General features: G+C 35.2%; 16 protein-coding genes. 6 read left to right on the top strand and 10 right to left on the bottom strand.

Annotation, left to right across the window (positions count from 1 at the left end):
• The first annotated feature begins 137 nt into the window (after positions 1 to 137).
• The 6 genes from ACYQ1E_RS10110 to ACYQ1E_RS10135 all read left to right on the top strand — a co-directional run bounded on the left by ACYQ1E_RS10110 (position 138) and on the right by ACYQ1E_RS10135 (position 5,624).
• Positions 138 to 524 (top strand): FxsA family protein, encoded by a 387-nt coding sequence (locus tag ACYQ1E_RS10110; protein WP_459878876.1) that lies wholly within the window; start codon positions 138 to 140, stop codon positions 522 to 524.
• Between the two features lie 2 nt (positions 525 to 526).
• The gene (locus ACYQ1E_RS10115; protein ID WP_459878878.1) at positions 527 to 2,371 is read left to right on the top strand and encodes a UbiD family decarboxylase; all 1,845 of its coding nucleotides are present in this window, start codon (positions 527 to 529) and stop codon (positions 2,369 to 2,371) included.
• Positions 2,372 to 2,385: 14 nt separating this feature from the next.
• Positions 2,386 to 3,459 carry an AI-2E family transporter gene (locus ACYQ1E_RS10120; protein ID WP_459878880.1) on the top strand — a complete coding sequence of 358 codons (1,074 nt, stop codon included), beginning with the start codon at positions 2,386 to 2,388 and terminating at the stop codon, positions 3,457 to 3,459.
• On the top strand, positions 3,449 to 3,715 hold the full coding sequence (locus tag ACYQ1E_RS10125; protein ID WP_459878882.1) for a hypothetical protein: 267 nt from the start codon (positions 3,449 to 3,451) through the stop codon (positions 3,713 to 3,715). Before ACYQ1E_RS10120 ends, ACYQ1E_RS10125 begins: the two co-directional genes overlap by 11 nt.
• Positions 3,712 to 4,929: a BPL-N domain-containing protein gene (locus ACYQ1E_RS10130; protein WP_459878884.1), complete on the top strand. Its 1,218-nt coding sequence runs from the start codon at positions 3,712 to 3,714 to the stop codon at positions 4,927 to 4,929. Before ACYQ1E_RS10125 ends, ACYQ1E_RS10130 begins: the two co-directional genes overlap by 4 nt.
• Before the next feature lie 65 nt (positions 4,930 to 4,994).
• Positions 4,995 to 5,624 carry a class I SAM-dependent methyltransferase gene (locus tag ACYQ1E_RS10135; protein WP_459878886.1) on the top strand — a complete coding sequence of 210 codons (630 nt, stop codon included), beginning with the start codon at positions 4,995 to 4,997 and terminating at the stop codon, positions 5,622 to 5,624.
• Here ACYQ1E_RS10135 and ACYQ1E_RS10140 read toward each other — a convergent pair.
• From ACYQ1E_RS10140 to ACYQ1E_RS10185, 10 genes are all read right to left on the bottom strand, one after another.
• The gene (locus tag ACYQ1E_RS10140; RefSeq protein ID WP_459878888.1) at positions 5,621 to 6,721 is read right to left on the bottom strand and encodes a glucosidase family protein; all 1,101 of its coding nucleotides are present in this window, start codon (positions 6,719 to 6,721) and stop codon (positions 5,621 to 5,623) included. The two genes, ACYQ1E_RS10135 and ACYQ1E_RS10140, sit on opposite strands and share 4 nt — an antisense overlap.
• Complete coding sequence (locus ACYQ1E_RS10145; RefSeq protein WP_459878890.1) at positions 6,715 to 7,437, bottom strand: class I SAM-dependent methyltransferase; 723 nt, start codon at positions 7,435 to 7,437, stop codon at positions 6,715 to 6,717. The genes ACYQ1E_RS10140 and ACYQ1E_RS10145 overlap by 7 nt, the downstream gene beginning before the upstream one ends.
• A complete protein-coding gene (locus tag ACYQ1E_RS10150) occupies positions 7,424 to 8,755 on the bottom strand; it encodes a glycosyltransferase family 4 protein (protein WP_459878892.1) in 1,332 nt (443 codons plus the stop codon). Before ACYQ1E_RS10150 ends, ACYQ1E_RS10145 begins: the two co-directional genes overlap by 14 nt.
• Complete coding sequence (locus ACYQ1E_RS10155) at positions 8,752 to 9,234, bottom strand: hypothetical protein (RefSeq protein ID WP_459878894.1); 483 nt, start codon at positions 9,232 to 9,234, stop codon at positions 8,752 to 8,754. The genes ACYQ1E_RS10150 and ACYQ1E_RS10155 overlap by 4 nt, the downstream gene beginning before the upstream one ends.
• Before the next feature lie 29 nt (positions 9,235 to 9,263).
• Entirely contained in the window at positions 9,264 to 11,408 is a 2,145-nt protein-coding gene (locus ACYQ1E_RS10160) for an ATPase, T2SS/T4P/T4SS family (protein ID WP_459878896.1), read from the bottom strand.
• Positions 11,409 to 11,563: 155 nt separating this feature from the next.
• The gene (gene ilvC, locus ACYQ1E_RS10165) at positions 11,564 to 12,559 is read right to left on the bottom strand and encodes a ketol-acid reductoisomerase (protein ID WP_459878898.1); all 996 of its coding nucleotides are present in this window, start codon (positions 12,557 to 12,559) and stop codon (positions 11,564 to 11,566) included.
• A 30-nt stretch (positions 12,560 to 12,589) separates the two neighbouring features.
• Positions 12,590 to 13,075 carry an acetolactate synthase small subunit gene (gene ilvN, locus ACYQ1E_RS10170; RefSeq protein ID WP_459878900.1) on the bottom strand — a complete coding sequence of 162 codons (486 nt, stop codon included), beginning with the start codon at positions 13,073 to 13,075 and terminating at the stop codon, positions 12,590 to 12,592.
• Between the two features lie 78 nt (positions 13,076 to 13,153).
• Positions 13,154 to 14,845: a biosynthetic-type acetolactate synthase large subunit gene (gene ilvB / locus ACYQ1E_RS10175; RefSeq protein WP_459878902.1), complete on the bottom strand. Its 1,692-nt coding sequence runs from the start codon at positions 14,843 to 14,845 to the stop codon at positions 13,154 to 13,156.
• Positions 14,845 to 15,087 carry a DUF465 domain-containing protein gene (locus tag ACYQ1E_RS10180; RefSeq protein WP_459878903.1) on the bottom strand — a complete coding sequence of 81 codons (243 nt, stop codon included), beginning with the start codon at positions 15,085 to 15,087 and terminating at the stop codon, positions 14,845 to 14,847. Before ACYQ1E_RS10180 ends, ilvB begins: the two co-directional genes overlap by 1 nt.
• 3 nt (positions 15,088 to 15,090) lie before the next feature.
• Complete coding sequence (locus ACYQ1E_RS10185) at positions 15,091 to 15,405, bottom strand: DUF167 domain-containing protein (protein ID WP_459878905.1); 315 nt, start codon at positions 15,403 to 15,405, stop codon at positions 15,091 to 15,093.
• Between the last annotated feature and the right edge of the window lie 28 nt (positions 15,406 to 15,433).

Genomic DNA, 15,433 nt, shown 5'->3' on the forward strand with positions numbered 1-15,433 from the left:
AGGTGAAAGTACAGAGGAACAATTTTTAATTCCATCTGTTCCTGGATTAATCCTCAATTGTGTAATTTTTGATATTTACAAAAAAGTAGTAAAAATAGAAGGTATTGTTGCACTTTAAAACTTAAAGGAGATTTTTTATGTTTCAATTAGCTTTAATTTTTTTTCTGGTTCCAATAATTGAACTCTATTTTTTAATAAAAATAGGTTCTGTAATTGGACCATTTAACACTATTATGCTGGTTATATTAACAGCAGTGTTTGGGGCATATCTGGCAAAAAGGGAAGGGCTCAGAACTTTATACAAGATCAGGGAAAATATGTATCAGGGTATTATGCCAACAGAAGAATTAGTTGATGCATTTTTGATTTTTGTAGCAGGTATTTTGCTACTTACCCCAGGACTTATAACAGATGTCCTTGGTATTTGTATGTTGGTACCTACATCTCGGGAAATATTTAAAGAATATTTAAAGGGGTGGATGAAAAATAAAATAAAAAAAACAGATATGTATATTGATATTTAGCCATGGGATACAGAGATTTAAATTCCTGTATTAAGGATTTATACAAAAATAAAGATCTTGTTGTAATAGATATAGAAGTTGATCCAAACTTAGAAATTGCTGCAATCCATAGAAGGGTCTTTAGAAAAGGCGGCCCTGCTATTTTGTTTACTAAAGTAAAAGGAACGAAATTTCCAATGGTAGGGAACCTCTTTGGCACAAAAAAAAGAATAAAATACATCTTCAGAGATTTTTTTAAAACATGGGATAAGGTTTTAAAAATTGTCAAAGACCCTAAAACCCTTATAAAGGATCCAAAGGCATGGTTTTATATCTTTAAAATGGGGTTATGTATAAGGCCTAAAGTTATAAAAAAAGATATTCATGAGTTTTTTAATACATGCAAAATATGTGATCTTCCTTATCTTAAATCCTGGCCCATGGATGGGGGTGGATACATAACCCTTCCGCAGGTATATAGTGAAGACCCTACAAAGGGTGGTTTTAAAAATTCCAATCTTGGAATGTATAGAATCCAGTTAAAGGGCAATCAATTTATTGAAAATAAAGAAGTTGGTCTTCACTATCAAATACATAGAGGGATTGCCTATCACCACCAAAAGGCCATTTCAATGGGCGAGAAATTTAAAGTAAATATCTTTGTTGGGGGTCCGCCTGCAATGACATTTAGTGCTATTATGCCCCTTCCCCAAGGTATGCCAGAGGTGTTTTTTGCATCAATAATGGCCGGGCATAGGATAAGATTTATCAGGCCCAAGGGATCTTTGCCAATACCAGTTAATGCAGATTTTTGTATATCAGGTTATGTAAATGGCAAAGAAACAAAAAAAGAAGGGCCCTTTGGTGACCATCTTGGATACTACAGCCTGGTACATGAATTTCCAGTCCTTCATGTCCAAAAGGTCTATTCCAATAAAAAAAATCCTATTTGGCCATTTACAACAGTTGGAAGACCACCTCAAGAGGATTCAATAATCGGAGAAGTGATACATGAAATTGTAGCTCCTTTTGTTGACAAGGTTTTTAGTGGAGCTTATGAAGTACATGCAGTGGATGCAGCAGGGGTACATCCATTGCTACTTGCAATTTCCAGGGAAAGTTATGTTCCCTTTCAAGACAAAAGGATTCCCCAAGAAATATTAACAGCAGCAATGTCTATTTTGGGCAATACACAAACATCTTTGTCAAAATATGTTTTTATTGCTGCAAAAGAAGATGATCCCCATCTCACAACAAAGGATATTCCATATTTTTTTACACATATAATGGAAAGGCTAGATCCAGCAAGAGATCTCCACTTTATTACCAGGACAACAATGGATACCCTGGATTATTCGGGAATTAGTTTAAATCAGGGATCAAAGGTAATAATCTCAGTTGCAGGTAATAAAAAAAGGACTCTTGTGTCTCATCTAAAGAATGATTTACACCTTGCAAAAGGATTTTATAATCCAAAAATATTTTTTAAGTCTATTCTGGTAATAAAAGGCCCTTCTCATAATCTGGAGAGGGACACACAGGATCCAGCAATAATAGAGTTAGCAGAGTGTTTAAAAGGACAGGATCTTAGGGGAATCTGTTTTATTGTGGTTGTAGATGATGTGGATTTTACAACCAAAAATTGGGATAATTTTTTGTGGGTCACATTTACCCGTTCAGATCCTGCAACAGATATATATGGCGTAGATTCATTTATTAGATGTAAGCATTGGGGTTGCAATGGACCAATTATTATAGATGCAAGGTTAAAAAAATATCACGCACCAGTTTTAGAAGAAGATCCAGATGTTATAAACAAGATTAAAGAGTTAGGGAGACGTGGTGGGCCATTATATGGTTTAATCTAGTAAATGGAGTTTTTATGTGGTTAAAGGAAAGAATTAAAGAGTATCTTAATGATCCTCAAGTTTCAATATTTTTACTAATAGTTTTTGTAATTTCCATATCAATATATTTTTTGGGTAAATATTTAGTGCCTGTATTTACCAGTATAATTTTAGCATATATATTAGAGGGCATTATTAAACCTCTTGAGAAGTTAAAAATACCAAGAACTTTTGCGGTAATTCTAGTATTTATTTTGTTTATGACTTCATTGATTGTTTTATTTTTGTGGATAATCCCACTTGCTATAAAACAGTTTTCACAGTTTTTACAGGATTTACCAGCAATGATAATTACCTGGAAGAGTCATATAAAAGACCTGTTACAAAGATATCCAAATATAATATCCAAAATACAATTAGATACATTGCTCAGTTTTATGGTAGATCAAATAAGAAGTTTGGGAAAAAATGCTTTGTCTTATTCTATTTCATCCATTATGGGCATTGTGAATTTTTTAATTTATCTTGTATTAGTTCCTTTAATTACATTTTTTTTGCTAAAAGATAAAAATGCCATATTATCTTATTTAAGAGATCTATTACCAGAAAATATAGAATTTACCTCCAAGGTGTGGACAGAAGTAAATTCAAAGATTGCTAAATTTTTGCAAGGCAAGATATGGGAAATAGTTATTGTGTGGCTTGTAACTTATTTGTTTTTTATTTTTATTCACTTAGAATTTGCATTATTGCTGAGCTTATTTATAGGACTCTCGGTTCTAATCCCTTTTGTTGGGGCCATAGTTATGACAGTTCCAGTTGCATTGGTGGCATATTTCCAATGGGGATTCTCTAAAGGATTGGTTATCTCAATTTTAGGATACTCAATTATTCAATTTTTAGATGGAAATATATTAGTGCCCCTACTTATGTCAGGATTTGTCAACTTACATCCAGTGGCAATAATGTTAGGGGTAATTATATTTGGAGGTCTTTGGGGGCTTTGGGGAGTATTTTTTGCCATACCCTTGCTTACCCTAATACATACCATAATAAAGACATGGCCGAGGAACACAAAAAATCATGAGGGGAGAAAAAGTGAAGGATAGTAGAGGTGTTTTTTATTATCCTGTGCCCTTAAATAAAAGGGTAAAGATGTATGTAAGGGAGGTAGATGGAGTTATTGAATTCAGACTACACAATGATGATGACCCGAAACTTTATGAGGAACATGGGTGGATTACCTATGAAGCAGCAAGACTAGCATCAGAGATGTATAAGGGTGGGGGCATGAATCCTTTGAAACTTTATGATTTAGATGCAGCAATCCATGCCCTAAAATCTGAAGGAAAATTAAGTTCATGATTGGTCTCTATTTTCCTGATTCACACATGTGGGGTGGGTTGGTTCTTCATTTTTTTAGGGAATTAGAAATTGAGTTTGAGGTCATTGATAACACCAAATTTGATAAATTAAAGGATATAAAAGTATTAATAGTTCCAGGGGGATTTGCATCACAAAAGGCCAGGACATTAAAAAATAGAGGGATTCAAATCTTAAGGGAATATGTGAAAACAGGCGGGATTTATATTGGTATTTGTGGAGGAGCAGGTCTGGCTCTAAACCATGGGGAGTTGAACCTTGGATTATGTCCCTTTGGTAGAAAGGATATGTCTTTGCGGGTGCCAAACTTTAGTGGACATGTATGGGTTGATTTAGATCCAGATCAATTTTTAGATGATTCCTATATAGAGCACAAAGGGCAGATGCCAGTATGGTGGCCATCCCAATTTGATTGGATTCCTTCTAACAATGTGAAAGTCTTGGCAAGATACAAGGCTCCTGCAGAGGATTTGTGGATTGCAGATATTCCCTATAATATTTTAGAAAAAATGGACCTCTCCTATGTAGAAGAGGTATATGGCATAAATCTAAATTTTGAATTACTTGTATCTGAACCATGTATTCTTATAGGGGATTATTTTAAGGGAAGATTTCTTTTAAGTTATCCCCACCTTGAGACCCCTGCGTCTGAATTTGCCAATAGGTTCTTTGTCTATATTTTATCTGATTTTCTTCAAGATCAAATTGAATATAGAGAAATTAAGGAACTTGATTTAAAAGATCCTAAAATAAAATGGGGAGATAAAGACCTAATCTATGTTAAAAATTCTCTTTTAGAGCTTATAGACAAGGCCCAGGAAAATTTTCTTGTGTGCTGGAGAAAGAAGTGGCTCATTGGATGGAGAAGGGGAGTTATAGGCCTTTGTTTAAATAGCCTTTTGTGTATGTGTTCCTTATTATTGGAATTTCCACCAACAGAGAGCGCCAAAGAATTTTGGAGAGGAACAAAAAAAGACTTTTTGGCCCAATTCAATAAATTTATTCAGTCTTTTGAAGAATATATAATTTTGCAGAGACAATTTTTTCTAAAAAATCCTCAACGACCGCCAGATAAATTTGGCTCATCAAAGATTCACAATTTGCTTTTAAAATTAACAGGACAATTTCCTAGAGATGGGGGTCTTTTTAAGGAACTTTATTGCTATTTAGAAAAATTAACTTTAGCGTTGTTTTGATTTTTATCTCCCTTATAGTATTTTAAATGTTATAAAATTCTTAATTGTTGTGAAAGAGGGCAGTTATGACAAAAATAAAAGAAAAAATTCCTTTTTTATCAGAAGTCAAAGGTTTTTTAGCGGAAGATGAAATGGATACCTTATATGAAATAGGACTAACCTCGGCAAAAATGGGGCCATGTCTGGAAGTTGGCAGTTATTGTGGTTTATCTACAATTTGCATAGGTGTTGGTGTTAGAGAAAGTGGAGGCATACTTTTTTCCATTGATCACCATAGGGGCTCAGAGGAACATCAAGTTGGTGAAGAATATTTTGACCCAGATCTGTATGATGAGAGGTTGGGTAGAATAAATACCTTTAATGAATTTGAAAAGAATATAGAAAGGGCCTTATTGTTAGATTATGTTGTTCCAATAGTTGCTAAATCTCATATAGTGGCAAGAAAATGGGCAACTCCATTATCCTTTGTCTTTATAGACGGAAGTCACAGTTTTGAGTCTGCCAAAAGAGATTATATATCCTGGGCACCCCATATAATTCCTGGGGGTTTTTTAGGGATACATGACGTGTTTTTTGACCCCTCACAGGGAGGAGATGCACCTAGGCGTGTATATGAAATGGCCCTTGCGTCAGGGCTTTTTGAAAAATATAAACTTGTAAATACACTTGGGATTCTGAGAAGAATAAAAATTTAAATATTTATACCTTTTTGCTTATTCCACTTTTTAAAGAACCAGTTTCTTTTTAATAGTGGCTTTAGGATAAGCCAATCCTCTAAAAATAGATTTGATGCAGGGGTGAGTTTTAGAAGTGCATCTGCTGCTAGAAGGAGCACGCCAGCAGTCCAAGTAGGTTTTTCTTTGGGCCAAAATATTTTTAATTCTTTTTGATAACCGGTCCAATAGGCTCCATCTTTATCTCTATTTTTGTGTAACCAATTAAATAGCTTTATTGCTCTAGAATTCATCCTTGCTCCTAAAAGGGCTATTACAAGTTCGCACGATTCAGCAACAGTGATCCAGGGTTCATCGCTTACGCATCTACATCCAAGGCCTTGTTCCACAAATATAGGCCATTTTTCATTTATTCTTTTTTTTGCTTGACTACCTCTAATCACTCCACACATTACAGGATAAAACCAGTCCATAGAAAAACGCTTTTTTGAAGGCCAGGTCCTGTCAAATAGATGATTTTTTTGTGTCAGGGCTATTTTAAGTTCTTCCCTGGCTTCTATCCATCTAGGTTTTGTTATGCCAATTTCTCTGGCTATTAAAATAGCACATTCAATACTCTTATATATTGATGAGCAACCTGTAATTAAAGAATCTTTATAGATTTTATTTTCAGGTAATATTGCCCAGTATACTTCTCCATCAGGGCCCTGGAGATTCAAGGCAAATTCTATGGCTGCTTCTACATGTTCCCACATTGTGGATAAAAATTTTCTATCTCTAGTAATTAAAAAATAGTGATACAATCCTGTAGCCAGATAGGGGGCATGGTGGGATTCTTTTCTGCTCTTATCTACTGGAATAGTATCCTCATATGCTGGCCAATGTCCGCCATCTGGCTCCTGCATCTTTGCCATCCAGATAAAAGCCTTTTTTGCTTGTTCCACAAGGCCAGCAACTGATAGACCCATTGCTGCTTCTATGTGATCCCAGGGGTCTAATATGGTTTTTCTAAACCAGGGAATCGCTCCTGAAGGATATTGATTTCTAGCTATATACTTTGCAGTCTCATTTAAATCTCTTTTAGATGTTAATTTAAAAGGTAATGAATTTTTTAACACTTTTTCTCCACCTTTTTAAAATAAAGAACAACACTTTTACCAATTAAAGGAGTAAGCAATTTATCCAAAAACCTGGTAAATTTAGGTTCTTTTACTATATCTAGGACCAGCAATTTATGGTACAGCTTAATTGGAAACCAGGTATCTCTTTTTTTCCAATTCAGGCATTTTAACCACCAATATGGAGAATGCAGACCATGGGCATAATGTTTTTTAAATAGTTTAAACCCAAGCCTTTCAATTTCTATTACCAAGGGAGCAACCTTAAAAATTCGAATATGCCCACCCTTTTCATATTTGTACTCATCACACAAGGCCCAACAAATTCTCTCAGGTAAGTATCTTGGAACCGAGACAACTAGATAACCATTAGGGGTCAAGACATCCCAGATCTCTTTTATCACCCTGTGATAGTTCTCTATATGCTCTAAAACCTCACTACAGATTACTATGTTGAATATGTTCGGTTTAAAAGGTAATATTTCGCATCTGCCCTGTATAAGTAGCCAGTTTTTATCTTTGTTATTTCCCATGGGGAAATATTTTTTGCACGTTTCATTGGTCTTTTTTAAGGATTCAAAATCAAGATCCAGACCCATAGCAGTCACTGAGTCTTTGAGATATAGGTTATGAAGGTGTCTTCCTTCCCCACATCCAAGGTCAAGGATCTTGAACCCTGCCTTTATACTTAGCTTTGAAAAATCAACTGTTAACATAAGTTGATAGGGCCTCCTGATACACTTCTACGGTTTTTTTGGCAGCCTGATTCCAATTAAAGTTTTCAATTATCCTTTTTCTGGCCTTTTTCCCCAGAACTTCCATTTTTTGTGGATTATTAAATGCATATATAATGGCCCTGGCAATGGCCTTTGAATCTGCTGGAGGAACTAAGATTCCAGCATCCCCAACGATTTCCTTTAGGGCTCCACCAGTTGTGGAAATAATTGGTTTTCCACAGGCCATAGCCTCGGCTGCAGGGAATCCAAAACCTTCATACAGAGATGGAGCTACTACCAAGGAGGCTCTCGCATATTCTTCTACCAATTGAACTTCATCTAATCCTGAGATGAACTTTATTCTATTTTCAAGGCAATGGTCCCTTATAATTTTTTCTGTTAAACCACCTTTTTTGAATTTGCCAATTACAGTTAATTTTGTCTGTGGAATTGCCTTTTTTACAATGGAAATAGCCTCAATTAAATAATTAAGCCCTTTTAATGGAACATCCGCACTGGCAGTGGTGATGATCAGAAAAGGCTCTTTTTTAATATGTGGCAGAGGTCTAAATCTTTCAAAATCTACCCCATTATACACAACGTAAATTTTTTCCAGATCTATTTTAAAATCCCGGTGAATATCCTTTTTTGCGCTTTCTGATACTGTAACGATGTGGGAAATTCTCCTTGCCATTCTCATTTGCATGGATAAAAAACTATGCCATCTTTTTATGAGTATCTTCATAAAAAAATTTTTTTCATGGCCCAGGGCAAATCTTAGATCCCTGGTTATAGGGTGATGTATTGTGGCAACTAAAGGGAATTTCTTTTTTATTGGCAGGAGTCCATAACTGAGACATTGGTTATCATGGATAATATGGTATTTGGTTTTCATTTTTTTTAATAAAAGATTGGCAGCCCTCAAGCTAAATGCAAGGGGTTCAGGAAATCCTCCACTATAATAAGAAAAAACTTCATACAGATCGATTAAATTTTTTATTTTTCTCTCTTTTATTGCACTCCAGATCTTTTCATAACCATACAAATTCATACCAGGAAGGGGGATAAGCCTAACCCCCTGAAACAGCTTGGGATATGGTTCTCCGCTAATTACATCCACACGGTGACCTAATTCTCGTAAGGCCTTGGTTAAGTATTTTACATAAACCCCCTGTCCCCCACAAAATGGATTGCTTCTGTAACTCAAGAAACAGATATTTAAAGTGGTTGATGTTGAGACTTTTTTACTTACCAACTGGCAGGTAATACCTGAAATATCTCTTTTTAACGGTACTTTTAGTAAATTTGTGTTTTTCATTTTCCCTTAATCAAATTGGTTAATTTTTTTATTGTATTCTCATTTCCAAAGGAGTAAAGGAGTCCCATTATTACTATAGCAAATACTAAAGCACCTGTTCCTATTTCTGTTTTTGTTACATTTTTTTCCCTTTGGACCTCTTTTTCCAATATGCCTAAAAAGAAGTTCCACAAATCAGGCTCTAACTCTTCTATAACATTTCCAGGGGATTTTGCAACATTTTTATTTTGTGTGAATTTTTTCCACAATGACTCAAAAAATCCCTCGGGTATTTCTCTTTTTTTAGGGGTTGTTTGTCTAAATATCCAAATAGAGAGGCAAATAGTATAAGTAATAATAGGCCTAATTTTTCCCAGGGCAATCTCCTTTGATTTTAAGAAATTAAAGATTAGTGGACAAAATTTGAGCTGCTCCATTAATCTGGACGGAGTAAGTTCCCCCAGGTATAAATCTCTTAGTTTTTCCTTATAAATATACATATTGGTTAACCAATATTTATTTTAAAAAATTAATCTTTTCCAGCAACTGCCCTCACTTGATGGATATCTGTATAACCCTGTAAAACTTTTAGTAAGCCATCTTGTTTTAAGGTTAACATTCCTTCAGATATGGCAACTTTTTTTATCTCTTCAGTAGGAGCTCTTTGTTTTATCAAGGTTCTAATTGCATCAGAATTTTTTAGAAGTTCATGTATCCCCATTCTTCCTTTATATCCTCCCATACAATTTGGACATCCTTTGGCCTTATATAAGACTATTTTATCATCCTTTACCCATCTGTCCCATGCGTTTTCACCAAAGTCTTTTCGTAACTCCTCAATTTCTTTATCTGATGGCTCATATGGTTCCTTACATTCATTACATAGGGTTTTTATTAACCTTTGAGCTAATATGCATAGCAAAGAGTCTGAAAAATTAAAAGGATCCAGTTCCATATCCAGTAATCTAGTAATTGTTTCAGGAGCTGAATTTGTGTGAAGGGTGGAAAATACGAGATGTCCTGTTAAGGAAGCTTCAATTCCAATATGAGCAGTCTCTTTATCCCTCATTTCTCCAATCATAATAACATCAGGGTCTGCCCTTAAAAAAGCCCTTAGGGCCGACGCAAAAGTAAGGCCTATTTTGGGATTTATCTGTACCTGTCTAAGTCCCTCTTGAGTGATTTCAACTGGATCTTCTGCAGTCCAGATCTTTTTGTCTGGTTTGTTTATATACCCAAGGGCCGAATGTAGTGTTGTGGTCTTACCTGATCCTGTTGGACCAACCACAAGGATCATTCCATAGGGTTGAGTTATATTTTCTTTGAATATTTCCAGATTATGGGGGAGAAGTCCAAGTTTATCAATAGGGATTGGCTTTCCAGAAGCAAGGACCCTTAAAACCACATCCTCCTGGTTATCAATAGTAGGTAATGTTGCCACACGATACTCCACTATTTTATTCATGTTGGGCAATTTGATTTTTAATTTACCATCCTGAGGGAGACGTCTCTCAGCAATGTCCAGTCGCGCCATTATCTTTATCCTTGATACAATAGGTCTCGCATAATGAAGTCTTAATTTTTTAAATTCATGACAAGTACCATCAATCCTCATCCTTATTAGACAATATTTTGAAATAGTATTGGGCTCAATGTGGATATCTGATGCGTTTTTCCTCCAGGCTTCAACTAAAATAGCATTTACCAGCCTAACAATTTCACTGTCTTGTTCGGTTATTTCTTCTTCAAGTTCATCAAAATCCTTTTGCAAATCTTCTTCAACTTCTTCGTCAAATTCTAAGAGTTCGTTTTCTGCAGTCAGTGCTTTAAAAAAATGGTCTATAAATTTTTCTATGTCACTTTTTATGGATACTAGAGGTTCTATTTGATTTGTGCCCAGAATAAATTTGATCTCATCCAGTCTTCCAAGGTCAAATGGATTGGTCATTAAAACCTGTATTGTGTTCCCCACTTCTTTATAAGGGACCCACTCATACTGTTTTAGAAAATGAGGTTCCAGTTTCCTTTTTTCAAAAATTGAGTAGGGAGGTAAAACCTTGGGATCAAATTCAACAAAAGGTACGTCATAAAAACTACTCAATGATTCTCCTAATTTTTTTTTTGGAACATTGAATCTTTCTATCAATATTTCATCTATTTCTTTGTTTTCTTTTAAAGCTATCTCTTTTGCTTCTTTTAATTGTTCTTCTGTTATATAACCTTGTTCTATGAGTAATTCATATCTGTTTTTTGAACGTATTCTTCTTCTTTCGATTTCTTCCAATTTTTCTTCTACCCCAGGGAAGGAAGGATATAGTTTTTTTAGCTTCCAAAAATATTCCCTTGCTTGAGTAATTTTGTTTAATTTATATAATGTGGTGCCAAGTTTAAAATAAATAAAGGCTATTTGTTTTTTTTCAAACCTATCTTTTTCAACAAGTATGTTTGTCAAAAAATTGACTAATTTATCAAAATTTCCTGTCTTTTCAAGACAAAAAATCATCAATTTAATATAATTAAAGTCTAAAATACTATCATTAAAGAGACTGTTTATTTTTTCAATGGCCCTTTGATATTCGCCTTTCTTTATAAAAGATTTTATTTCCTCAAAAGATGCATCAGATGGTACTTGTTTTTGAATAGAACTTGATGTAAATATTGAATTATCTTGCATAATCTTAACATTAGGTATTGAAAAAAATGTTTTTCACTTAAGGAATGGTTATTGACATTATAAAAGATTAACCCAAGTTTATCAACTTGGGTATTTTTTAGTTAATTAAAGAGGACCGCTGGTTGTGGTTACTTTTGGCCCTCTTTAATTTTTTACTATTTTTTCTCTTTTAACCAGGGCATCATCTCCCTTAATCTGTCTCCTACCTCTTCTATTAAATGTGAATGGTATTTTTTTCTCAGAGCCTTAAATGATACCTGTCCAGCCTGATTTTCTAATATCCATTTTTTCGCAAAACTACCGTCCTGAATTTCTTCTAAAATCTGTCTCATGTTTTCTTTTACCTTTTCATCTACCACCCTTGGACCGCTCACATAATCTCCATATTCTGCTGTATCACTGATAGAATAGTGCATGAGTTTAAATCCACCTTCATATAAAAGGTCTACAATGAGTTTCATCTCATGAAGGCATTCAAAGTAAGCAACCTCAGGTTGATAACCAGCCTCAACAAGGGTTTCAAATCCTGACCTGATAAGCTGGCTAACTCCACCACAAAGAACAGCCTGTTCACCAAATAGGTCGGTTTCTGTTTCTTCTTTAAATGTAGTCTTAATTACTCCTGCTCTGGTGGCACCAATTCCTTTGGCATAAGCAAGGGCAATATCCCACGCACTACCTGAAGCATCTTGATAAACAGCAGCAAGAGAAGGTACGCCAAATCCTTTTTCATATTCTCTTCTAACCAGATGTCCTGGGCCTTTTGGAGCAACCATTATCACATCTACATCTTCTGGTGGTTCAATTTGATTAAAATGAATATTAAATCCATGGCTGAATCCTAGGACCTTTCCCTTTTTGAGGTAAGGCTTTATGTCTTCAAGATAAACTTTTGGTTGGTGTTGATCAGGAATGAGGATCTGAATGATATCAGCTTTTTCAGCAGCTTCTTTAACACTCAGAGGCTCAAAGCCATGCTTTTTTGCAAGGTCAAAATTTGGACCACCTGGTCTCTGGGCAACAATTACATTTAGTCCAGAATCCCTTAGATTAAGGGCATGGGCATGTCCCTGGGAACCATAACCAATTATAGCGATTTGCTTGTTAGAGAGAATTTTTAAATCTCCATCCTTGTCATAATAAACCTGCATCTTTCACTACCTCCTGCAAAAATTAAAAAATTATGGTAGTTGCATACTTCTCTTCATTGCAACTATCCCTGTTCTAGCTACTTCTTTGATACCAAATTTCTGTAATAAGTTTATAAGTGCAGAGAGTTTTTCACTATTTCCGGTAGCCTCAATGGTTATTTCCGATGGGCTCACATCAACTACTTTACATCTAAAAATATCCACAATCCTCAAAATTTCTGCTCTGGCTGAATCCTGGGCATTTACTTTAATAAGTATCATTTCTCGTTCTACAGTCTTCACTGTATTCATGTCAACGACTTTAATTACAGTAATTAATTTTCTAAGTTGTTTTATAATTTGTTCTATTATTTGTTCATCTCCTTCTGTAACTATTGTCATAAGAGAGGTATTTTTCTCTAAGGTAGGGGCTACATTCAATGAAATAATATTAAAACCTCTTCCACTAAAGAGTCCTGCAACCCGTGAAAGTACTCCTGGCTCGTCTTCTACTAACACTGAAAGGGTGTGTTTCATAGTAAAACTCCTTCATGAATATTTGTAAATAATTGCATTACATAAATGAAGTAAGTTTGGAATAATTAGAGATTCAGGTTAAACAAGTAACATTTCAGATAAAGATGCTCCAGCAGGTACCATTGGATATACATTTTCTTCTTTTTCTATTACCATGTCCACAACACATGTCTTTTTAGATTTTAAGGCCTCTTTCAATACGTCCTTTACTTCTGAGGGTTTGGTTGCCCTGAAACCTTCAGCACCATATGCCTGTGCCAATTTTACAAAATCAGGATTGTATTCTAGATGGGTAGCACTGTAATTTCTATTGTAAAATAGTTCCTGCCACTGTCTAACCATTCCAAGATAGGAATTATTTAGTATAATTATCTTTACTGGGAGATTGTACCACACTGCAGTTGCAAGTTCCTGGATATTCATTTGTATTGATCCATCTCCTGCAATATCAATAACAGTTTTATCTGGATAGGCAACCTGGGCTCCAATTGCAGCAGGAAAACCATAACCCATTGTGCCTAAACCACCTGAAGTGAGTAATGTCCTTGGCCTTAAATATTTAAAGTGTTGTGCTGCCCACATCTGATTTTGTCCAACCTCTGTTGTGATAATTGCGTCTCCACCAGTCAGTTCATATAGAGTTTCAATCACAAATTGGGGTTTTATCACTTCCTCAGATTTATTATAAGTAAGGGGATGTGACTCATTCCATGCATTTAATTTATCCCTCCATGACTGGTATTGATCTGAAAACTCTTTCTCTTTAATGCGCTTTGAGATTTCTTGTTTTAATGCGCGTAATGCTTCTTTGCAATCAGCTACTATTGGTATATCCACTCTTACATTTTTCCTAATGGATGTAGGGTCAATATCTATATGTATTATCTTTGCAGATGGTGCAAAAGTGTCCAATCTTCCAGTAACTCTATCATCAAACCTGACCCCAGCTGCAATAATTACATCTGCATGATTGACAGCCATATTGGCCACATAAGTACCATGCATACCCAGCATTCCAAGCCAGAGAGGATCATTTCCTGGGAAGGCACCAAGTCCCATTAAACTTGATGTCACTGGAATTTGCAATGTTCTTGCAAGCCATGTAAGTTCTTTGTTTGCTGAGGATGCAATAACCCCACCACCAGCGAAAATAAGGGGTCTTCTGGCTTTTAAGATCAAATCCACTGCCTTTTTTACTTGCTTTAGATTTGGCTCATAATGGGGATTATAGCTCCTTAAGGAGACACTTTTTGGATAGTTAACTTCAATTTCTAAAGCCATTATGTCCTTTGGCAAGTCAACTAAAACAGGTCCTGGTCTTCCTGACCTTGCTATATAAAATGCTTCTTTTATTATTTGGGGCAATTTTTCTGGGTCTTTTACAAGATAATTGTGTTTGGTACAGGGCCTTGTGATTCCAACAATATCAACTTCCTGGAAGGCATCATTACCAATCAACAATCTAGGAACCTGTCCAGTAAACACAACAATGGGGATAGAATCCATGTAAGCCGTGGCTATTCCAGTTACTGTATTAGTTGCGCCTGGCCCTGATGTAACCAAGACCACTCCCACCTTACCTGTTGCCCTGGCATATCCATCTGCAGCGTGCACAGCAGCCTGTTCATGCCTAACTAAAAAATGTTTAATAGGATAGTTTGGCAGTTCATGGTAAATATCAATTACTGCACCACCTGGAAATCCAAATATAACCTCAACACCTTCTTGTTTTAAACATTCAAGGAGTATTTGCGCCCCTTTCATTTTCATTATTTTTGTCCCTCCTCTTCCATTTTCTTGTATTTTTCAAGTATTGCCTGGATCTTTGTCTTACCAGCTAGCTTAAGTTTTTTTATTTTTTTTAATTCTAAATCGTCTTGAGGGGTAAGATATGGCTTACTTTCAAGTTTTTCTACCTGTTTTTCATATTCTAGATGTTGCTGCCATAGTTTTTTGAGTTCTTCGTCCTTTTCACCATATTTGGCAATAAGTTCCAACTCATACTGTTCCATCTTTCAGTGCCTCCTATTTTTATTCAAAATTTCTTTTAATACTGCAGTGGGGTCTATTTCTTTTTCTAGTCTAATCCTTAATAACTTTTTCCTGTTTTTTTGTCCACCAACTATTTGTATATGGCTTTTTTTTGTCTTGAAAATTTTCGCAAAAAATTCAATAAGTTGCTTATTTGCCTTATTATCAACAGGTGGGGCAGAGATTTTAACTTTGAGACAATTTTGATAGATCCCTTCAATAGAGTTCTTCTTTGCTCCGGGTTGAACCCATATTGCCAGTGTATAAGTGACTTTATCAATTTTATTTAAAAAATCCATCTGGCAATTCCCTTAGTAAATTGTTAAA

The sequence above is a fragment of the Desulfothermus naphthae genome (assembly GCF_054657475.1).